Source organism: uncultured Albimonas sp. (assembly GCF_963977235.1).
Classification (GTDB): Bacteria; Pseudomonadota; Alphaproteobacteria; order Rhodobacterales; family Rhodobacteraceae; genus Albimonas.
The window spans coordinates 1-20,461 of sequence record NZ_CAXBOD010000055.1 but is presented as its reverse complement, the minus strand read 5'-3'; the positions used below and the strand labels follow the sequence as shown (position 1 = coordinate 20,461).

Genomic DNA, 20,461 nt, shown 5'->3' with positions numbered 1-20,461 from the left:
TGCGAGGTCTGGTTAATGTCAGACGCTACTTTAAGGAAGACGGCGGATCAATGACCATGCGCCAGTGCTCCCTTCGCCATCTGCTCGCCGACTGGTTCACCGCCCGAAGGAGGTGCCTCGGCACGGTGTCCGTTCAGGAGCCGAAGCGCATTGGCCACAACAAGCAGAGATACGCCGACATCGGCGGCAATGGCGCCCCACATGGAAGCCATCCCAAAGGCGGTCAACCCGACGAAAAGCGCCTTGGTCGCCAGCGAGATACCGATGTTCTGGTGGATGATCGTCATCGTCCGGCGCGAGTGGTCGATCAGCCACGGAACTCGGGCAAGATCGTCGGTCATGAGCGCGATATCCGCCGTCTCAATCGCCGCATCCGAACCGACCGCGCCCATGGCGATGCCGTAATGCGCGCGCGCCATGGCCGGCGCGTCGTTCACCCCGTCGCCGATCATCGCGACCATCGCGTGGGTCGCCACCAGTTCCTCGATGGCGGCCACCTTGTCCTCCGGCAGCAGTTCGGCGCGCACCTCGTCGATGCCGACCTCGGCCGCCACCGCCCGCGCCGTGCGTTCGTTGTCGCCGGTCAGCATGACGATGGTCTTCACGCCCTGCGCGTGGAGTTGCGCCACGATGGCCCGGGCATCGGGCCGGATCCGGTCGCGCAGTTCCAGCAACCCGCGAAGCCCGGTATCGTCGCCGACGGCGACCAGCGTGCTTCCGGCACCTTCGATCCGGTCGCGCAGCTCGGCGGGGATGGCATCGCCGAACCCCTTTTCCAGGGCAAAACGGTCCGAGCCGAGCCAGATCGCGCGACCGCCCATGCGGCCCTCAAGCCCGCGGCCCGGCACCGTCCGCGTATCCTCGGCGGCGGCCACCGGCACGCCGTCCGCCGCGGCCCGCGCCAGGATGGCCCGCGCCAGCGGGTGCGACGAGCGTGCTTCCAGCGACGCGGCAAGCGCGATCAGATCGGCCTCGGAGGCGCCGCCCAGGGGATGGATCGACGCCACCTCGGGCTCGCCCATGGTGATGGTGCCGGTCTTGTCCATCGCCAGTGCCGTCGTGCGACCCGGCGCCTCGACATAGGCGCCGCCCTTGATCAGCACGCCTGCGCGCGCGGACGAGGCCAGCGATGCGACGATGGATACAGGTGTCGAGATTACAAGCGCACAGGGACAGGCGATGACCAGCAGCACCAGCGCGTTGTAGAACCAGAAATCCCAGGCACCGCCCGCCACCAGCGGCGGCAGCACCGCGATGGCGACAGCCAGTACCATAACGACGGGCGTGTAGATGCGGGCGAATTTCGCGACCCATTGCTCCACCGGCGCGCGTCGGGCATGGGCGTCGCCGACCATGCGGATGATCCGGGCCAGCACCGTATCCGAGGCCGCCTTGGTGGCGCGCACCATCAGCGTGCCCTCGCCGTTGATCGTGCCGGCATAGACATCGTCGCCGGTCTCCTTGGGCACCGGGGCGCTTTCGCCGGTGATGGGGGCCTGGTTGACGGCCCCTATGCCCTCGGTCACCTCGCCGTCGAGCGGGATGCGATCGCCGCCGCGCACCACGAAGCGGTCGCCGATGGCGACCTGTGCTGCGGGCACTTCCTCTTCGCGCCCGTCCTCGCGGATCACCCGTGCCGTGGGCGGGGCCAGATCGAGAAGCGCCGAGACGGCGTTGCGCGCGCGCCCGACGCTCCAGCTTTCGAGATAGAGCGAGAGCGAGAAGAAGAAGGCTACCGTCGCGGCCTCGAAATACTCACCCAGCCCGATCGCGCCCGCCACGGCCACCACCATCAACAGGTTCATGTCGGGTGAGAGTCTGCGGACCGACGACCATGCCTTTGGCGCCACCAGCCAGACACCGAACACGATCGCCAGCGCGAAGAGACCGATTTCGACCATCGGCATCGGCGCCTCGCCATGACCCGCGAACAGTCCCAGCGCGCCACCCAAACCTGTCTCGATGATATGATAAATGAAACCCGCGGCCCAGAATCCGCCGCTTGCTGCCGTAAACACCTTCTGGCGGGCGAGATGCGCGGCCTGATCCGCGGCGGCGTTGCCGGCGTCCCAGGGCCTGGCACTCATACCCGTGCCTGCGACCAGCCTGATGATCCTGTCGTCCGGAATGGATTTCGCAGTATCGAGAACGGTCATGCGCCCGTTGATCACGTCGAAGGCCAGATGCTCCTGCCCGCCGACTGCCGGCCCGACGACCTTGTTCAGGATCGAGACCTCTTCGGCGCAATCCAGCCCGCTGACCTGGAAGCTCCGCCCAGTGACAGGGCCGGACGCGGCAGGAACGACATCCGCACAGGTAGCCGTTCCACCGCAGCAGGCGCCATTCGTGCTCTCCGACGCCAACGGATGCGCGTGGTCGTGATCGTGATCGTGATTGTGGGCAGTCTTGGACGACATGGTCGGGCCTCGGATTTCTGAGTGCCCGTCACGGATACTCCCTACAGCAACTAGAGCTTCAAGAAGAATCTTGCGATCCGCTCGGAGCGAGATGGACGGCGTCGGCCGAACGACGTTTTCTCCAAGCAGGCCACTTCCATCGAGCGCGCGGCAGTCGAGCGCACGTTTAAGATCTTGATCAGAGGCAGGCTTTCGCCTGATCCCGCATTACACTGTAGTCGGAGAGCATCTCGCCAATGGCCGAACCCTCCGGCAGCAGGGCCAGCTCCTCGGCCGCCCGCGCCTGAAACTCACTGCTGTACTCGACGACAGGTGGACACGCCCCCGGCCCGCTGCCGTCAGAACCGACCGTCGCGCAGCCGCTCAGCAAGCTCGTTACGATCGCGAGGGCGGCGAGCCGCGGCCTCCAGCATCCGTCGTTGGGCGTCATTGGACTTCTCCGTTGTCTCAAGGCGTTCAGCAAGGCGTCCCGCACGCTCGCCCGACCGCCGAAGCAAAAGCAGGAACAGGAGCACGGCGGGGACGATGACGCCGTAGCGCTACGCCGCCCGCATCCACGGGCTCGTGGCGATCCCGATCAGCGGCCCCGCGATCACCGCCGTCCCCGGCGCGGATCGTCGAGGCGGGCGCAGATCGTGAAGGCGATGCATCAAAGCGCGACCGCGACGCTACGCAGCGGAGCGTATCGAGAAGCGGGATCAGCGACCGAACGGCGGTCCGGGTTTCGACCGAGAGGCGCTGCCGAGATCGACCCCGGTTGCGCGCGGCGTCGCCGCTCCGGCCGCAGCGTGCCTTCTTCATGCCGCGCCGGCTTCCGGCAGGTCGCGGGCGGGCGGGGTCTTGGCTGGACAGGCGGTCGAACGGGCCGTGAACCGCTCGCCCAATGGCGGGCAGGCTCGAGGGCGATCTGCAGGACGCCCGAGCGACGCGGGAAGCCCAGGCCGAGGATACGGACCGCACGCGCCGCCCGGGCCGTCCCCTGTTGCGCCCCGGGGCGTGGGGGGGCGGCCGAGGGATCGCAGACGCAGCCGCGGCGCGGCGGATGATGCGTCGACGCGAGGACGGGCGCGGGGGACGCCGGAGGTTCAGGTCCGACCGGCGCCCTCGGGCGCGGCCGGGCGGTGAATGCGACGCTCCCGCTGCACGATATAGAGGCCCGAGCCCAGGATGATCGCCACCCCCAGCCAGGTGGCGGCATCGGGGAAGTCGCCGAAGACCACGTAGCCCATCGCCGTGGCGCCCAGGATCTCGAGATACTGGAACGACGCCAGCGCGCGCGCTTCGGTCCGCCGGAAGGCCTCGCCGATCAGCGCGAAGCTCAGCGCGGCGCAGAGGCCCGAGGCGGCGATCGCCCACCAGCTCCAGCCGGGCAGGGTGGTCAGCGGCAGGCGGACCTCGCCGAAGATCGCCAGGGCGCCCATGGCCAGCAGGGAGATCCCCGCGGCGACCAGGGTCGCGCCGCATTGCAGTTTCAGCACCGGCGTATGGGCGCTGGCCTTGCGCAGCACGACCATGTTGAGCGCGTAGCAGGTTGCGGCGACCAGCGGCAGCAGTGTGGCGGGGCCGAAGTCGGCGCCGCCGGGCCGGATCACGACCAGCGCGCCCAGCAGGCCGATCGCCACCGCCGCCAGCCGGCGCGGCCCGGGCGGCTCGCCCAGCAGGGGGCCGGCCAGCAGGGTCAGCAGCAGCGGCTCGACGAAGAAGATCGCGATGGCGGTGGCGATGGGCATCACCGCGAAAGCCGAGATCAGGCTGGCCAGCATCCCCGCCACCAGGCAGCCCGAGAGGACGGCCGCCCGCGTGAGCGCGAAACTGGTCGCCCGCCCGTGCAGGAGCGCCGCCGCCGGCAACAGCACGGCCGCCTGGGCCAGCAGCCGGAACAGGGTCACGGCCAGCGGATCCATCTCGGCGGCCAGCAGCTTGGAGAGGGTGTCGCCCAGCGGCAGCAGCAGCATCGCGGCGGCCATGAAGATCATGCCCGGGTCGACGCCCGCGGCGCCGCGAAACGAACGGGACGAAAAGCGCAGGACAGGGGTCATTGCCGCGACTCCATGCTCCACCCCCGCCAAGACGGGCGGGGCATCCGGGCGTTCAGGACGAAACCGGGAGTAGCCGACGCGGAGCGGGTGCGGAACGCCCCGCCCGTCGGCGGCGTCGAGGCGCGACGCCATCGCGGCCTTCGCGCGAGCGATAGGTCGTCGGCAGGGCGCGGGTCAAGCCCGGTGCCGCCGTGACGACGGCGACGCAAGACCGCGCCTCGTCCGTCGGGCAAGCGTTCGGGCAAGCGTTCGGCGGGCAAGCGTTCGTCGGGCGGGCGGACGTCAGCCGCGCTTCAGTTGCGCCAGTTCGGCGCGCAGGGCCTTGCGCTCGGCGAAGTCGTCGGTGACGTCGCGCATGATCGCGGCCACGCCCTGCATCTCGCCGTCCGCGTCGGTCAGCGGCAGGATCGAGAACTGCACCGAGATCGTGCGCCCGTCCTTGCAGATCGCGGGAACCGACAGCAGGTCGCCGGCCCCGTAGCGCGTTCGCCCGGTGCGCATGGTCTGGTCGTAACCTTGCCAGTGGCGGGCGCGCAGCCGCTCGGGCGTGATGATGTCCAGGCTTTCGCCCAGAGCTTCCGCTTCGGAGAAGCCGAAGATCCGCTCGGCCGCCTTGTTCCAGACCCGGATCGCGCCCTCGCGGTCGGAGACGACCAGGGCGTCGGACATCTCTTCGACCAGCCGGGCGCCGAGGATCTCGGGGGCGAACAGGGCGGCCGGGGCGTGGTTCTGGCTCATCGGGGGGCTCCTTCCCTTGCTGCGGCGCGGGCTGCGCCGGACTTGGGCTCACGGCGCGCGCTTGGCGGCGCCGATGGTCTCGAGGCGCCGTCGGCTGGTGCGCCCGGCGACCTCGCGCTGACGGCGTTGCCGGGGGACTGTGCGTATACGCCCCCGACTTGATCAACAGCCTGCGCGGATCGCCCCCGGCGATGGCTTCCGCGCCAGCCGGACGGCGGACGGGCCGGCGGGAGGCGGCGCCGGCGACGGGAAAGGCGAGGCCGACGCAGGCCAACCCCGCATCGCTCGCATCGTGGTGCGCGAATTCCGGCGCCCGCGACCCTGGCGCTGGCTGAAGGACGCGCCTCCACTGTGCACTTCGGTGCGCCCCCCCATCAGAAGCGGGCGCGGGAAAGGCCGGTCATAGTCTTAGGAGCAGGTTCCGCACGTTCGATGCGCCCCACCGCCCACCGCGTCGTGTGAGCATCCCGCGCGTGTTGAGCGCCGCCGCGATGCCGCGGAGGCTGGCAATGCCCTCTGCCCGGATCGCTTCGATCACCGGCGCGAGGTCCTGAGCGAAGGCGTCGGCGTTCTCGGAGACGGTCCTGCGCAGCGACGCGCCCCCGTCGGCCGCCTGTCGCAGCGCCACCGCCCCGTTCGGGTTGCCGAGTTGCACGCCCCGCGCCTTCGCGGCCGCCAGCGCCTCCTTCGTGCGCCGGGAGATGGCGCGGCGCTCCTGCTCGGCGACGAGCGCCATGATGCCGACGGTGAGGTCGTTGGCCTCTGGCATGTCGGCGGCGAGGAAGCGGACGCCGCTGTCCCGCAGGGCCAAGAGGAAGGCGGCGTTGCGGGAGAGGCGGTCCAGCTTGGCGATCACCAGCGTCGCGCCGGTGACCTTGGCCAGGTGCAGCGCCTTCGTCAGTTCCGGCCGATCGGCCTTGCGGCCGCTCTCGACCTCCGTGAAGCGGCCGAGCAGGGTCGCGGCCCTCGCCTCGACCAGCTGCTCGATGGCGTGACGCTGGGCTTCGAGGCCCAGGCCGCTGCGGCCCTGGCGGGCGGTGGAGACGCGCTCGTAGGCGACGATGCGCAGGGGTGAGCCGGGTTCCGCCATGGGTGTTCAGACCTGCCAAACGTTGGTTTGGCAGGTGTGTACGGTGAGTTGGGGGAGGGCTCGTAGCGCGGAGTCGAACGATCTCAGTCGGTGCGACGCGCGGTCCCGTCGATGACGCAGGGGCCGCTGCGGGCGGCGGTCTCGTCCAGCTTCCGCGCGAGGGGCTCGCGTGCCGGCTGCGGGTCCACCGGGACGAACTCGACCTGGAGCGACATCGGCCCCACCTGCATCCGTGGGTCCATGGCGGCCACGCGGGTTCGCGACGCCGGGGTCATGCCGAACTCGGCCATGTAGCGGCCCATCAGCTCCAGCTGCTTGTTGGCGATGCCCATCCAGGGCGACTGCTGGACATGGCCCGACGGCGTCTTGATCAGGGCAGGGCCCCGGGCGAGCTTCTCCTCGGCCTCCACCCAGCGGCCATAGGCCTGACAGTAGGCGGCGAGGCCGGCGCGGTCGACGACGGTGAACACGCCCATGTCGTGCAGCACCTGGGCCACCCGGTCCCATTCCTCGCGCGCCACGTCGGAGAGATGGGCAGGGCAGGAGGGCATTCCGTCGGGCGGCTGCGGCTCGGCATGGTTCAGCGCCCGTTTGCCGGGGTTGCCCTGCGCACGCTTCAGGGCGGTCGGCTTGGGTTTGCGGCCCCGGGTCATGCGCACTCCACAGATCCAGATAGCAATGAGATTGCTTCGATGATCGTGGATCGTCCCGGCGGATCGAGCGAACACGTCTTCAGCCCGAAGGAGACGCCGCCATGACCCGCCCCGACGCCCTCGCCGCCTTCCTCGCGAAGAAGACCGAGATCGACGCCATGCTCGCCCGCCTGCAGGGGCTGAGCGAGGACCATTTCGGGGCGGACCCCGAGGCGCTGACCTGGGGCGACGTCGGCGGCCTCGAGCGCATGGCGGCGCGCCTGCGCGAGATCTGCGACGCAGCCTTCCACGAGGGCGAGTACGCCGACTGAACCGGGACCGGGCGCGAAGGGCCCCGCCTCGCGGGGCTTGGCCTCGTAGAAGCCGCCGGATCGGCCGGCGGGCTCTGCAAGGAGGCCGACATGCCCCTCACCCCGACCCAGCGCGAGATCCTCGCCGCCGCCGCCGAGCGGCCCGACCGAAGCCTGCACTCGCTGCCCGAGCGTCTGAAGGGCGGCGGCGCGAAGAAGACCGTCGAGGCGCTCCTCGCCCGAGGCTTCGCCGAGACCGGCCCTGATGAGGCGCTGTTCGCCACCGAGGTCGGCCTCGCCGCTCTGACCGGCGTTGACCCCGAGCGTGACGAGAGCGGCCAGCAGCCCTGCGAGAACGGCCGCAAGCCGCGGGCGCCGCGCGAGGGCACGAAGCAGGCCGCGCTGATCGGAATGCTGCGTGCCGACGGCGGGGCGACGATCGCCGAGATGGCCGAGGCCACCGGCTGGGCGCCCCACACCGTTCGCGGCGCGCTCTCGGGGGCGCTGAAGAAGCGGCTCGGACTCGAGGTCCGCAGCGAGACCGTGGAGGGCCGCGGGCGGGTCTACGTCCTCGACGCCTGACGCAGCGGGGGCCGGCCGCCGGGCCGGTCCCTGCTCCCACAGCACGAACAGCCGTCGCAGGGCGAAGCCCCGCGCCAGAGACACTGCAGAGAACACCGCCCCGATGACCAGGTTCTCCCCGACGGTCGGGTGCAGGCCGAACAGCGGGAACACCGCGACCTGCGTGGCCACCGCCAGCGCGTAGCCGACGACGAGGTTCGCGGCGGCCTCGACGAGGGAGAGGGCAGGGGACTGGCTCATGCCCGCGCCTTCGCGACCTCCGCGAAGGTCCCGCCGCCCTCCAGCTCCGCCGCCTTGCCCGTGAACGCCTCCCAGCGCTGCACCGCCACGTCCACGTAGGCCGGGTCCAGCTCCATCGCGAGGCAGGCCCGCCCGGTGGTCTCCGCCGCGATCAGCGTGGTGCCTGATCCCGAGAACGGCTCGTAGACCGCCTGGCCGCGCGACGAGTTGTTCAGGATCGGCCGGCGCATGCACTCCACCGGCTTCTGCGTGCCATGGATAGTCGCCGCGTCCTGATCGCGGTTGGGGATGCTCCACAGGGTCGTCTGCTTGCGCCCGCCCGACCAGTGCCCCTTGCCGCGGACGGCATACCAGCAGGGCTCGTGCTGCCAGTGGTAGTGGCCGCGGCTCATCACCAGCCGCTCCTTGGCCCAGACGATCTGGGCGCGGATCTCGAAGCCGCAGGCGGCGAGGCTCTCGGCCACGGTCCCCGCATGCAGCGCCCCGTGCCAGACATAGGCGACCTCGCCGGGGAACAGCGCCCAGGCCTCGCGCCAGTCGGCCCGGTCGTCGTTGCGCACCTTGCCCGTGCGCCGGGTCTTCGTGGCGCCCGTCTCGTTGCGCCAGGAGGGGTCGTAGGAGACGCCGTAGGGCGGATCGCTGACCATCAGGTGCGGCCGCACGCCCCCCAGCAGGCGCGCGACCGCGTCGAAGTCCGTGGCATCCCCGCGCAGCAGCCTGTGCGGCCCCAGCAGCCACAGGTCCCCGGTCCGGGAGACGGGATCGGCCGGCGGCTCGTGCGTCTCCTCCTCGCGCGGGTCGGGCTGGTCGTCACGCAGCAGCGCGTCCATGTCGGCGGCGTCGAAGCCCAGCAGGCCGAGATCCACCCCCAGCGCCTCCAGCTCCCCCGCCTCCAGGCGCAGCATCTCCTGGTCCCAGCCGGCGCGCTCGGCGAGCTTGTTGTCGGCGAGCACGTAGGCCCGCTTCTGCGCCTCGCTCAGGTGGCCCAATTCGATCACCGGGACCGCCTCCAGCCCCAGCTTCCGCGCCGCCAGCAGCCTCCCGTGCCCGGCGATGACGCCGTTCGCGCCATCGACCAGCACCGGGTTGTTGAAGCCGAACTCGCGGATCGAGCCGGCGATCAGCGCCACCTGGTCGTCGGAATGGGTCCGCGCGTTGCGGGCGTAGGGGATCAGCGCCGCGACCGGCCGATGCTCGATCGACAGCCGGGCAGGGGTCGTCTCGCTCGGGTTGATCGCCTTGTTCATTGCCTGCTCGTCCTCCGGCCCGGGCTGGAAATTCGCGGGACTCGTGGGCCTGATGCGGAGTATACCAAGGTTCTAAGTGTATGTATTTATGTGAATAATACGCAGTCGCCCGCAGTTTCACGCATCGGGCGACAGGCGATCCGGGATGCGCATCAGAACTCGCGGAACTCGGCCAGCGGTCCAAGGCGTTCCTCCAGCCTGGCTCGCGGGTCCGGATCGTCCTGCAGCCACCAGGCGCGCGCCCATCCATGCCCGCGACCAGGGCGGCGGTAGGCGGCCGATTTAAGCGACATTTCCCTATAAGGAGTCTTCATAGGGATCTGTCGCTTAAATCCGCTGCGCTCGAGCGCGAGTTTCGCCTGGGGCGCCGACGCCGAACGCGCCGCGCTTGTTGAAGAGTTTGCGGCAACCACCACTTTGCGCCGCAGGCCTGAGATGGGCCGTCATGGGAGGGACGAGAATGATCGACGCTTGGGCGCCTATCTTGGCGGGACTCGCGCTCCTGATCGGCGGCGGAGACCTTCTGGTGCGCGGGGCGGTGCAGGCCGCCGAGCGGATCGGGATCTCGCCGTTGATGATCGGGCTCACGCTGGTGGGCTTCGGAACCTCGATGCCGGAGCTGGTGACCTCCGTGCAGGCCGGGCTGAGCGGATCGCCGGGGATCGCCTACGGCAACGTCGTCGGATCCAACATCGCCAACATCCTGCTCATCGCCGGAGTGTCCGCCCTGATCTGTCCGATCGTTGTCGCGCGCTCCGCGCTGAGGCGGGATGCGGTGGTGATGTTGCTGGTCGCCGCGGCATTCGCCGGCCTCGCAGCGCTGGCGCCCATGGGGCGCCTGACAGGCGCGGGGCTGGTCGTGGCTCTCGTGGCCTACCTTTGGTTCGTGATCCGCCAGGAGCGCGCGACTGCCGTGGGCGGCGCGATCCATGACAAGAGCCTCGCCCTGACTGAGACCGACGCGGGTCTGGCTCCAGCGGGCGGCGGCAGGAGCCTCGCCGTTTCCCTCCTGGTCGCCGCGGTGGGGTTGGGGCTTGTCGTGGCGGGTGGTTCGCTGCTGGTCGACGGCGCCGTCACGTTGGCGCGGGGCTTCGGCATCTCCGAGACAGTGATCGGCCTGACCATCGTGTCGGTGGGGACCTCGATGCCGGAACTGGTGACATCGGTGATTGCCGCGCTGAAGCGGCAGGGCGATGTGGCATTCGGCAACGTCGTGGGGTCGAACATCTACAACGTCCTGGGGATCGGCGGGACGACCGCGCTGATCGCGCCCTCCGTGGTCCCCCAGGAGCTTGTGCGGTTCGACGCCCCGGTCATGGTCGGCGTCTCGTTGTTGCTCGTGCTGTTTGCGGCGACCGGACTGCGGATTGCTCGCCGAGAGGCCGCTGTTCTGGTCGCCGGATATGGCGCATACGTCTGGACGATCTGGCCTTGAGAACGGAAGTTCCATCGAGCGGTTCGTTGCCGTAGTGCCGAGCGGATCAATCCTTCTTCCATTCCGCCAGCAACCCGAGGCGTTCCTCAATCCGCGCACGCGGGTCCGGATCGTCCTGCAGCCACCAGGCGCGCGCCCAGCCGCGCCCGCGACCGGGGCGTCGGTAGGCGGCCGATTTAAGCGACATTTCCCTATAAGGAGTCTTCATAGGGATCTGTCGCTTAAATCCGGCCCGCTCGAACGCCTTCTGCGCTTGCTTCTCATCGGCGAACATCGCCGGATGCAGCAGCGCGGCGTCTCCGGGGCTGTCTAACGCCACGCCCGCGAGCAGCATGCGCTGGAACAGGTCCGGTTTGACCAACTCCCACGGCACGATCTCGTCGTGGACCAGCGGCAGCGCCAGGTCCGCCAGCAGATGCACTTCCAGCGGATCGTTCGCCGTCCTGTTCACCCCGCGCCCGCGCCCGATCGCCTGGATCACCTCGTCGTCGCAGATCGCCGCTCGCAACACCTCGGCTTCCTCGTCGGGAGAGACAACCGCGGCCACGCTCCGCACGTCGCCGGTCCGCATCAGCACGCCTTTGCGACGATGGACGTAGCGATCGCCTGGCCAGGTCCCGAAGAACGCTGCGGCATCGGCCTGGAGCGAGGGCGTCGGGGGCAGGGGGCGTCCGACCACGATCAGCAGGCGCACGTCCTTAAAGGCGTCGAGTCCCGCGATGGCGTTGAAGTGCGCGGTGGAGACGCCGCGAATGCCTGAGAAGGCGGCCTCGATGCCCTTGTGAGTGATCACCAGCACCCGACCCGGAGCTGCCCTGCGCGCCTGCCAGCGGACGTAGTCCACGCATTCGGCGAGGCGGCGCGCCCGGCGTCCGCGTTCCTCCGGCGCCAGGTCCACCTGCGGGACGAGGTTGCCTTTGCCGAAGCTGCCCGCGACGAGGCGCAGACGCATGTGAGGGGCGTCAGCCTCGATCTCCACCACGCTGAGGTGCGGCAGGATCGTCCGCGCCAGCGCCGGCCGCAGGGTCGCGTCCAGATGCAGGACCGGGATGGAGCGGAGGTTCGGATGCACCGGCTTCACCCCGGAGACGACGATCGCATGCAGCCCGGTTTCGGGATCAGGCGCCCCGATGCGCAGGCGGCCGGACGTCTCGGCGCCGCCCTCCACCAGATCGGCGAGCGCGTCCCAGAAGCGGATCGCGGCACGAACCCGCGCGTTGATCTTCGCAATCTCGATGGCCGGACCCCGTGCCGCCGGCGGCATGCCGGGATACAGACCCGGGTCGCGCAAACGGGATCTTTCGATGCTCGCGGCGACCCGGCAGCCCTCGGCGTCGAGTCCCGCCTCGATGAAGGCCGAGCGCCGCGCAGGGCCGGGCGCCAGCCTCGCCAGCGCGGACCGAGCCCGTCGCCGCAGGTCGTGAAGATCGGCGAGGTCTGCGGCCTGCCGCTCGAAGGCGTCGCGGCTCCGGCCCCGAAAGGCGTTGGCGTTTTCCCCGCCAAAGGTCTCGACGAACAGCTCGCGGCTTTCCTCGCGGGCGCGCGGCCAGCAGCCTTCGTCGATCATCAACAGGCCGATGCTGGCTGTCTTGATCGCGAAGCTCGTGAACAGCACGTCGTAGGCTGCGACGACCACCTCCGCGTCCGCGACCTCCTGCCGGTTCCTCTGCTTGGCGCAGACGTCGACGAAGGCGCAGCGGCGGTTCTTGCGCCTGCAGGCGGTGGGACCAACCTCCTGGCCGGCGAGCAGCGCGGCGCGGACGGCGTCGAGGTCGCGGCACATCGGCTCGCCGGTCGCAGGGTCCTTCGCCTCGTAGCCGTGCAGCACAGCCGTTCTCGCCCCGTCCGCGGTCCAGCGCTCGGCCGTCTCCTGCGCGAGCGCGTGCGAGGGCGTGAGCACGACGATCCGGGAGGGTCGGCCGGCGTCGACGAGACGGCGTCGAAGCGCGAGCGCATGGCGCCGCGCAACCACGCTCTTGCCGAGGCCGACGGTGGCGCGGATGCCGATCTGCGGCGCAGCGGCGCGATCCCCGCACGCGCCTTCGTCCTCATCCTCATCTTTGTCGTCTTCCTCGTGCCACTCGCCGATCCGACGACAGGCATCGGCTAGGACCTGGTCGAGACGGTCGCGGGCCTCGGTCACAGACAGCGTCGGTGCGGCGTAGTCAGCTTCGACCGGCTCGGCATCGCGGGGCGGCAGTCGCCCCTCGCGCAGCAGCCGCAGCTTGTCGGAGACCTTCCGATGCGCGTCGCCCGCGTCGTAGGCGCGGCCTCCGTCCTTTGCGCCGCGCGAGAGATCCGCGGTGGCGGAGAAGCGCCGGAACGCCTCGTCGGCGAGGGCGCCCGGATCGAGCGGGCGGCGGGCGCCGAGCGCGTCATGCACGACGTGGTAGGCGATGCTGGACAACCAGCCGTCGCGCCCATCCACCACGCGACCTGACGCGTCGCGCACGGGCCGGCTCCCACCGCCCGGCGCTCCGCTCCTGCGGCCTGGCCCAGCGGAATGCGCTTCAGGCGACAGGGCGGGGATCTCGGCGGCGAGGACCTCGCACTGCGCCTGGGTGACGAGGGGCAGGTCCTCAAAGGCCACGTCGAGCGGCGTGTCCCCCTCGGGCCAATGGTAGGGCTGACCGGTGTCCGGGTGGATGCCGAACGCGACGAACTGCTGTCCCTGGCTGAGGATCTCCAGCCCGGGGACCTTGATCTTCCGGAACGGCGCTTCGGTCCGGTAGACAAGCAGCCGCTTCGGCCAGCGTCCGACGCGGAGCAGCGGCGTCTGACCGAGGATGCGCCGCGCGATCGCCTCCGCCGCATGGGCGAGGTCCGGGTCGAGGATGTCGATGTCGATCCCGACGAGGCATCCGGTCCGCAGCCCCACGCCATGGTCCGGAAACTCGCGCGTCCAGGCCTCCGCCAGAGCCTCGTCGATCGCGACGCTGGTCCAGCGGCTCGGCGCGGGCGCCTTGCGGGCGGGCTTGATCGGCAGCGGCTCGTAGCCCTGGTCGAGAAGTGCCAGCGCGGCGTAGCCGTAGGACGTCGCGCCAGCGCCAAAGGGGCGGCCGCTGGCCGCCTCGGGGTCGTCTCGGTCTTGCGGCGGCGGAAAGGACGCCGCCGCCCTCATCAGTCCGCGGGACCGCGCAGGCGCGCGTCTTCGTAGTCCAGCACGTCCGTCATACGGTAGAGCGCCCGGCCCTCCAGGCGCACCCAGCGCGGACCACGACGGTCGCTGCGCCACCGCTCCAGGCTGCGCACGCTCATCCGCCAGCGCCGCGCCAACTCCTCGGGCGTCAGGAACTGCGCCTGCGGCGCGACGGCGTCATCGATCGACACGTCCGTCACGACGCCGTCTCCGTCGCATCGTCGCGGCGCCGGTAGATCGCCAGCAGCGGGGCGCCGTCGGCGTGGCCCCCCGCGTCCTCCAGCCGGTAGTCGGCCCCCGCCGTCAGGATCAGCGGCAGCTCCCAGCGCCGGAACAGGCCCGGCAGGCGCTCCATCTCCTCGATCTCCATCGGCCTCTCTCCACGAGGCGGACCCATCGCGGTCCGCAACATGGAAAAGCCAGCGGGATCGCCGAACCGGGACAGGGTCATGCCGCTTCTCCCATCCGTCGACGGATGCGGCGCAGCGCGCGCTGGTAGCGCTTGCGGGCGGCCTCAGGCTCGATGCGCAGGCGCCGCGCGGCCTCGACCTGGCTCTCGCCGACCACGGCGACGCCCAGCACGAGATCGGCGTCGGCGCCGGCGAGCTCTGCGGCCTGGCGAGCAAGAAGGCCGTCGACGGCTCCGCCATCCGCACTGGCGACGAGCGCTTCGTCGATCGGCTGCGCCAGGGCCGCCCGGCTCCAGTCGCGGCGCAGGGCGCGGCGGATGTCGCGCTCGACGTTGCGGATCACGGTGGCGGCGATCCAGGTCACCCGGTCGAGGTCGAGGCGGCGCAGGGATTCCGCGGCGCGTGCCGGGATCTCGGCGGCCAGATCATCGGATCTCCCGATGAAGCTCCGGAGCAGCCGCCGCCGGACGCCGTCGAGGCCGGGCCACAGCGCCAGCAGCAGCAGCGTGTCCGCGGCCTCCCGGTCGTCGACCGCGATCAACGCCCGCAGGATGTCGTTGCGGGGCTTCGGCTCGTGTCCGGGCCCATGCAGCCGGTCGAGCAGGGCGGCCGGGTCGGGGAAGTCCCTCAACTGCGGATCGAGCGTCGTCATCGCTTCGAAGCGACGCTGGAACGTGAGGGTCTGGGTGGAGCGGATCAGCGACATGTGGATCGCGTGCCAGGAAGAAGACATGAGACGCCTGCCGTTCGGCCGGGCGTCTCGCGCCTCTCGCTGGCCGGGTCAGGGCGTCGTGCGCCTCTCGAGGATGTGGATGCGAGGGGCCGCGCCGCGCGCGGGCGGCGCGGCCTGGATCAGTCGCGGGCGACTTCGTTCAGCCCGCCGCAGGTGCGGCAGGTCGCGGTGCAAGGCAGGGCGGCGAAGTACTCGCTGCACCCCTTCATGCGGATGTGCAGGCGGTTGCTCCGCACGCGGCCGAGCAGCCCGCCGCAGCAGCGGCAGCGCCAGTCATGGCCGGGATCGTGGGGATCAGCCGTCGAGGGCGCGGTGCGGCTGAGACGGCGACGGGGGAGATGGCGGTCAGGGCGGGGCATCGGGGGCTCCTACGCGTTGGTGGAGCTCTCTCGATGTCCCTGTGACCTTGAGCCGGTCAGTGCACGAAATTGAGCTGGATTTGAGCCGGGCGCGGTTTCAGACGCAGAGTTCCCAGAGGTTGGTGCCAGCGGACCTGATGTAGATGTCGCTCAACTCGGGCCATTTCGTGCGGAACAGCTGGCTGGGATGGTTCGATCCGAGGTTTCTCAGGACATCCTGCCCGTGGACCGGTCCCACGCCCGCCTGATGCGCGTCGAACAGCGCTTTGACGAAGCTGACCCGCTCCTGGCCGCTGATCGTCTTCGGTGGGCGACCTGGAAGAATGAGCACGCCCGACGAGGGCCCGCTCATGCGGAACTGGACGAGAGAGCCCGCCTCCGCTCCGGCGCGCGCGGCTGCGAACCGCACCTGGAGGTCCAGCGGAAGAATCCGCTCGGCGGCGCCGTCGGCCAGCAGCGCGCTCAATGCGATCACCACGTGCGGCCCCACGAAATCCGCCGCGCTCGGCAGCGCCGTGAACACGACGCCGGTCGTCGCGCTCGTCTCCTGCCGGATCGCCCGATTGATCCTGTTGTACAGGCGGCCGTCGTCGAGCCCTCGCGCGAGATAACATGGAACCCAACGGTCCCCGATCTCGATCTCGCCGACATGCGCGAGGCGCTTCTCGATCGCCTGCGCTCGCCCGCGCCTCGGCACGTCCCCCAAGGTCTCCAGTAGTTTCTCCACGATGAGGGGGCGGTTGATCTTGAAGCGGGTCACATCCTCGCGGGCGACGTCCGGCCCGCCGAGGTCTTCACCCGGTTCGAGCACCGCGTCCCCATCGCGGACGGGCGTGACCGCGGCGCGGTGGTCTCCGAACAGTTCATCGTCGAGCAGCACGACGTCGAACACGCCGACGCGTGAGATCAGTCCTGCGCGTTCCAGCGCATCGGGCGTGCACCCGTGATCGGAGATGAACGAGCCTGGGACTTCCTCGTCGGGATGGTCGTGGAGGGCCAGGATCAGCGGAAGGGCGCGCCGGAACTCGCTCGCCGATAGATCTTCGTAGGTCTCCATGATCCCCCAGCGCTCGAGCAGCCTGAAGCCGAGCTCCCGACGCTCGGGGTCCCTCTCGCCCTGCAGGGTGCAGCTGTTGCGGCCGAAGATCCGGAAGGAGAAACTCTGCGCCCTGTCGGACGCCCTGGGCAAGTAGCGGATATTGAACTCAAGCGCCGCGATGAACCCCGCGTTGCGGATAGCGGAGAGCGCGCCGAAGGTCTTCGTTGCGATGTCGTGAATGTCGTCCTCCGGCGTCACCTTCAGCGCCAGACGTCTCGTCCACGTCCCGAGCGTCACCTGGATCTCGGTCAGGCGCGCGTGCAGCACGACGCCGGCCTGGTCGGGGGGAATCTCCAGTCCCAGCGAGCGCCGGAAGCGGCTGAGGTCGAAGGTCTTCCGCGAGAGCGGCTTGCCCGTCAGGTCGACACCGAGCACCACGTCCGCGAAGATGTCGGAGAAGAGACGACGGATAGAACCGTCGCGCGCGCAGGCCTCGATCAGGCCTTGCCGCGGGCTGTAGACGAGCACCACCTCGTTTGGAGGACGATAGTAGAAGGTGCGTAGTTCCCGGTTCTCCACGGCCTTCTGACTCGAGAAGTCGCCGGCGGAGGTGATCACCACCATCAGCGCCTCTCTCGCCTCGTCGATCGCCGGCAATTCCACCACCTCCACCTTGCAGCCTTCGTCGTGCTGCAGGCGCGCCGCCATCTCCTCCCCTAAACGTTCGGCATCAATTGCGTCCGCCGCCAGCGGCGCCGGTCGACCCAGGTCATAGGCGGTGAACAGTCGCTTGCGGTCCCGGAAATGATCGACCTGCAGCGCCCGCTCGACATGGCCGAACAGCTTTGGCCGGTGCAGTCGGCACCAGAGGCTCCGCGCGAGCGCGTCCCGTTGCCTGGGCAGGTCGTCGATCGCCCGCGCCTCGGCCATCTTCGTCATGAGCTCGGCCGGCACATCCTCGGCGAGCGAGGTGATGCGCCTCGCTTCGGCTTCGACATGCGCGACGCGGTCCCGGGACAGGCTTTGGAGCAGGTCGATCAGGTTCCGCTGAAGCGTTTCGTCGTCGATCTCTCCGGTCTGCAGATCTCGATCGCGGGGCACGATCCGCGCCAGAGCGCCGGAAAAGAGAAACTCCCCCAGCAACCGGGGCGGAGCGTCCAAGAGTAGCCGAGACGTCTCGGGCGCGGACCTTACCAGAAATCGCCTCATCGAAATCCTCCGTCTCGGAAGCGGAAACTTGTTCAGTTTGTTCAGGTTTGCTGACGAACCGCTCGTAATCAACCCCAGAATGCATCGGCCGGTGCGGTTCGCCTTGCCCGCGTGGGCGACGCTGCCCCTGTCCCGGTTCGGCGTTCCGGTTGGCTTTCAGGGTTCAGAAGCGCCGGTCGGTCTTGAGCGGCGCGGAACTGTGGATCGTCGTCTGGATGAAGATTCCGAACGCCCTGCGTCCCGACCGCATGACGCCTGAGGAGCGCCGCGCCGAACTCTGCCGTATTCTCGCTTCGGGCCTTGTCCGCCTTCGCGCCCGCGACCTGGACAAGAGCGTCGCGGAGAGCGGTTCGACCCTACACTCTCCGCCCGACCGGAGCGGTCATGCGAACCCGACCCGACGGAGAGACGCATGACCCAAGATCCCATCCCCGCGCGCCTGGCCGCGCTGAAAACCGCCACAACGCCTGAGCTGAAGGCGCAATGGCGAGACCTGTTCGACAGCGAGCCGCCGCCGTTCAACCGCCGCTACCTGGAGAGCCGGCTGGCCTATCGCATCCAGGAACTGGTCTACGGCGGGCTGAAGCCCGAGACGATCCGGCGACTGGAACGCCTCGGCGACGAACTCGACGGCGGTGATAAGAAGAAGCGCGGCATGCGCCTCGATCGTGACCGCCCGATCACCGGCACGCGGCTGCTGCGCGAATGGCAGGGCGTCGAACAGATCGTCACCGTCACCGCCGATGGCTTCGAATGGCAGGGGCGGCCGTACAAGTCGCTCTCCGCCATCGCCCGCGCGATCACCGGCACGCGCTGGAACGGCTGGGTGTTCTTCGGCCTCAAGAATCAGAGGGCGCGGAGATGACGAAGCAGCCTGAAAAACCGAAGGTCGTCCGAAAGCTGCGCTGCGCCATCTACACCCGGAAATCCTCCGAGGAAGGGCTGGAGCAGGAGTTCAACAGCCTCCACGCGCAGCGCGAGGCCTGCGAGGCCTACATCGCCAGCCAGCGCTCCGAGGGCTGGGTGCTGGTCCGCGACCAGTATGACGACGGCGGCGTCTCGGGCGGCACGCTGGACCGCCGCGGCTTGCAGCAGCTGCTGGAGGACATCGAGGACGGGCTGGTCGACGTGGTCGTGGTCTACAAGATCGACCGCCTCAGCCGGTCGCTCGCCGACTTCGCAAAGCTGGTCGAGGTGTTCGACCGGAACGGCGTCACCTTCGTATCGGTGACGCAAAGCTTCAACACCACCACGTCGATGGGGCGGCTGACGCTGAACATCCTGCTCAGCTTCGCCCAGTTCGAGCGCGAGGTGACGGCCGAGCGCATCCGCGACAAGGTCGCCGCCAGCCGCAAGAAGGGGATGTGGATGGGGGGCGTGCCGCCCTACGGCTACCGCGTCGAGAACCGCAGGCTGGTGGTCGATGAAGACGCTGCCGGGCACGTCCGCTGGATCTTCGCGCGGTTCCTCGAGATCGGCTCGGGGACCGAACTGGCCCGCGAGGTCGCGCAGCACGGCATCCGCACGCCGCGCGGCAACCGGATCGACAAGAAGTACCTCTACCGGATGCTGAACAACCGCGCCTACATCGGGGAGGCGGTCCACAAGGGCGAGAGCTATCCCGGCGAACACGATGCCATCGTCGACCGCGAGACGTGGGAGCGCGTCCACGCCATCCTGCAGGAAAGCCCCCGCAAGCGGGCGATGCGCACCCGCGCTGAGACGCCCGCGCCGTTGAAGGGGCTGCTCTTCGGTCCGGACGGCGCGGCCTTCTCCCCGACGCATACCCGCAAGGGCGACAGACTCTACCGGTACTACGTCAGCCAGACGGTGCTGAAGCACGGCGCCGGATCATGCCCGGTGGGCCGGGTGCCCGCCGGCGAGATCGAGGCGGCCGTCATCGACCAGCTTCGCGCCGTATTCCGCCAGCCAGAGATCGTGGCGGGCACGTGGAAGGCGGCGCGCATCCACGCCGACGACATCACCGAGGCCGACGCCCGCGCGGCCCTTCATCAGCTCGATCCGCTGTGGGACGAACTGTTCCCCGCCGAACAGGCGCGGATCGTGGCGCTGCTGGTCGAGCGTGTGGATATTGGAGAGGGCGGGCTGAACGTTCGTCTGCGCATTGACGGCCTCGGCTACCTCGCGCGCGAGATGCTGGCCGGCGATATGGGCGCAGCAGCATGACCCGCGCGACGCCGATCCCTGAGACGGTGACGCTCCACGTGCCGTTCCGCATTGTGAAGCGCGGCGGCCGGAAGGAAATGCAGTTGCCGGAGGGCGCCACCCAGCCGCACAGGGCCGACAGCTCACTGGTCAAGGCGCTGGCCCGCGCTTTTCGTTGGAAGCGGATGCTGGAGTCTGGTGAGTATGCCACCATCGCCGAACTTGCCGAACGCGAGGGGATCGCGCCCTCCTACATGACACGCGTCCTGCGCCTGACCTTGCTCGCCCCCGACATCGTCGAAGCGATACTAAACGGGAAGCAGGGGCCGGAGGTCACGCTGGCGCGAGTGCTCGAGCCATTTCCAGTGGAGTGGGCGATCCAGACCGAACACCTTGGTTGAAACAGCGAGAACGGCCGTTCGTGATCTGTGCGGCAATCGACTGCACCTGAGCCCCTTTTTGACGAATGCTGCCGAGCGACTGAACGGCCGCTTCGGCGGACCCGCAGCTTAGCGAGGTGTTCTCCGTTCGAGTCTAGACATACTCCGTAATGCGTTTCAACAAGGCGACACCGACACCTGATAGAACGCCGCAAGAAGACGTGAGCTCTTGACGACACCTGGCCTGCCCCCATCGGGTGGTCCGGGGGCAATCTTAGTGCATGGTCGGTTTGAG

Annotated in this window: 20 protein-coding genes; 6 read left to right on the top strand and 14 right to left on the bottom strand. The window is 69.5% G+C overall.

Annotated features, from left to right (window positions below; translation table 11 throughout):
- Nucleotides 1–47 precede the first annotated feature (47 nt).
- From AAC134_RS19150 to AAC134_RS19120, 7 genes are all read right to left on the bottom strand, one after another.
- A complete protein-coding gene (locus AAC134_RS19150; protein WP_339950732.1) occupies nt 48–2,417 on the bottom strand; it encodes a cation-translocating P-type ATPase in 2,370 nt (789 codons plus the stop codon).
- Nucleotides 2,418–2,595: 178 nt separating this feature from the next.
- Nucleotides 2,596–2,847: a hypothetical protein gene (locus AAC134_RS19145; RefSeq protein WP_339950731.1), complete on the bottom strand. Its 252-nt coding sequence runs from the start codon at nt 2,845–2,847 to the stop codon at nt 2,596–2,598.
- The gene (locus AAC134_RS19140; RefSeq protein WP_339950746.1) at nt 2,756–2,944 is read right to left on the bottom strand and encodes a hypothetical protein; all 189 of its coding nucleotides are present in this window, start codon (nt 2,942–2,944) and stop codon (nt 2,756–2,758) included. The genes AAC134_RS19145 and AAC134_RS19140 overlap by 92 nt, the downstream gene beginning before the upstream one ends.
- 558 nt (nt 2,945–3,502) lie before the next feature.
- Nucleotides 3,503–4,456 carry a DMT family transporter gene (locus AAC134_RS19135; protein ID WP_339950730.1) on the bottom strand — a complete coding sequence of 318 codons (954 nt, stop codon included), beginning with the start codon at nt 4,454–4,456 and terminating at the stop codon, nt 3,503–3,505.
- Nucleotides 4,457–4,738: 282 nt separating this feature from the next.
- The gene (locus AAC134_RS19130) at nt 4,739–5,194 is read right to left on the bottom strand and encodes a PAS domain S-box protein (protein ID WP_339950729.1); all 456 of its coding nucleotides are present in this window, start codon (nt 5,192–5,194) and stop codon (nt 4,739–4,741) included.
- A gap of 400 nt (nt 5,195–5,594) precedes the next feature.
- Nucleotides 5,595–6,284 (bottom strand): recombinase family protein, encoded by a 690-nt coding sequence (locus AAC134_RS19125; protein ID WP_339950728.1) that lies wholly within the window; start codon nt 6,282–6,284, stop codon nt 5,595–5,597.
- 83 nt (nt 6,285–6,367) lie between these two features.
- Entirely contained in the window at nt 6,368–6,937 is a 570-nt protein-coding gene (locus tag AAC134_RS19120; RefSeq protein ID WP_339950727.1) for a phage terminase small subunit P27 family, read from the bottom strand.
- Nucleotides 6,938–7,038: 101 nt separating this feature from the next.
- Between AAC134_RS19120 and AAC134_RS19115 the strand changes: the two genes are divergently transcribed.
- Nucleotides 7,039–7,248 (top strand): hypothetical protein, encoded by a 210-nt coding sequence (locus AAC134_RS19115; protein ID WP_339950726.1) that lies wholly within the window; start codon nt 7,039–7,041, stop codon nt 7,246–7,248.
- A gap of 90 nt (nt 7,249–7,338) precedes the next feature.
- Nucleotides 7,339–7,809, top strand: coding sequence for a DUF3489 domain-containing protein (locus AAC134_RS19110; RefSeq protein ID WP_339950725.1), 471 nt, complete (start codon nt 7,339–7,341; stop codon nt 7,807–7,809).
- Between the two features lie 236 nt (nt 7,810–8,045).
- Here the strand turns inward: AAC134_RS19110 and AAC134_RS19105 are convergent, their stop codons facing one another.
- Nucleotides 8,046–9,296 carry a DNA methyltransferase gene (locus AAC134_RS19105; protein ID WP_339950724.1) on the bottom strand — a complete coding sequence of 417 codons (1,251 nt, stop codon included), beginning with the start codon at nt 9,294–9,296 and terminating at the stop codon, nt 8,046–8,048.
- A 460-nt stretch (nt 9,297–9,756) separates the two neighbouring features.
- Between AAC134_RS19105 and AAC134_RS19100 the strand changes: the two genes are divergently transcribed.
- The gene (locus AAC134_RS19100) at nt 9,757–10,731 is read left to right on the top strand and encodes a calcium/sodium antiporter (RefSeq protein ID WP_339950723.1); all 975 of its coding nucleotides are present in this window, start codon (nt 9,757–9,759) and stop codon (nt 10,729–10,731) included.
- A 46-nt stretch (nt 10,732–10,777) separates the two neighbouring features.
- On the opposite strand, the gene AAC134_RS19095 is transcribed toward AAC134_RS19100, so the two are convergent.
- From AAC134_RS19095 to AAC134_RS19070, 6 genes are all read right to left on the bottom strand, one after another.
- Nucleotides 10,778–13,852, bottom strand: a complete 3,075-nt coding sequence (locus AAC134_RS19095) for a bifunctional DNA primase/polymerase (protein WP_339950722.1) — start codon at nt 13,850–13,852, stop codon at nt 10,778–10,780.
- On the bottom strand, nt 13,852–14,070 hold the full coding sequence (locus tag AAC134_RS19090) for a helix-turn-helix domain-containing protein (RefSeq protein WP_339950721.1): 219 nt from the start codon (nt 14,068–14,070) through the stop codon (nt 13,852–13,854). Before AAC134_RS19090 ends, AAC134_RS19095 begins: the two co-directional genes overlap by 1 nt.
- Nucleotides 14,067–14,240, bottom strand: coding sequence for a hypothetical protein (locus AAC134_RS19085; protein WP_339950720.1), 174 nt, complete (start codon nt 14,238–14,240; stop codon nt 14,067–14,069). Before AAC134_RS19085 ends, AAC134_RS19090 begins: the two co-directional genes overlap by 4 nt.
- Nucleotides 14,241–14,317: 77 nt before the next feature.
- Nucleotides 14,318–14,986: a sigma-70 family RNA polymerase sigma factor gene (locus tag AAC134_RS19080; protein ID WP_339950719.1), complete on the bottom strand. Its 669-nt coding sequence runs from the start codon at nt 14,984–14,986 to the stop codon at nt 14,318–14,320.
- Between the two features lie 146 nt (nt 14,987–15,132).
- A complete protein-coding gene (locus AAC134_RS19075; RefSeq protein WP_339950718.1) occupies nt 15,133–15,372 on the bottom strand; it encodes a hypothetical protein in 240 nt (79 codons plus the stop codon).
- A 97-nt stretch (nt 15,373–15,469) separates the two neighbouring features.
- Entirely contained in the window at nt 15,470–17,572 is a 2,103-nt protein-coding gene (locus tag AAC134_RS19070; RefSeq protein ID WP_339950717.1) for a hypothetical protein, read from the bottom strand.
- Nucleotides 17,573–18,032: 460 nt separating this feature from the next.
- Between AAC134_RS19070 and AAC134_RS19065 the strand changes: the two genes are divergently transcribed.
- Genes AAC134_RS19065 through AAC134_RS19055 form a run of 3 tightly spaced genes read left to right on the top strand, consistent with a single transcriptional unit; the run spans nt 18,033 to nt 20,187 of the window.
- A complete protein-coding gene (locus AAC134_RS19065; RefSeq protein ID WP_339950716.1) occupies nt 18,033–18,485 on the top strand; it encodes a DUF2924 domain-containing protein in 453 nt (150 codons plus the stop codon).
- The gene (locus AAC134_RS19060; protein ID WP_339950715.1) at nt 18,482–19,807 is read left to right on the top strand and encodes a recombinase family protein; all 1,326 of its coding nucleotides are present in this window, start codon (nt 18,482–18,484) and stop codon (nt 19,805–19,807) included. Before AAC134_RS19065 ends, AAC134_RS19060 begins: the two co-directional genes overlap by 4 nt.
- Nucleotides 19,804–20,187 carry a hypothetical protein gene (locus AAC134_RS19055; protein WP_163464876.1) on the top strand — a complete coding sequence of 128 codons (384 nt, stop codon included), beginning with the start codon at nt 19,804–19,806 and terminating at the stop codon, nt 20,185–20,187. Before AAC134_RS19060 ends, AAC134_RS19055 begins: the two co-directional genes overlap by 4 nt.
- Nucleotides 20,188–20,461 lie beyond the last annotated feature (274 nt).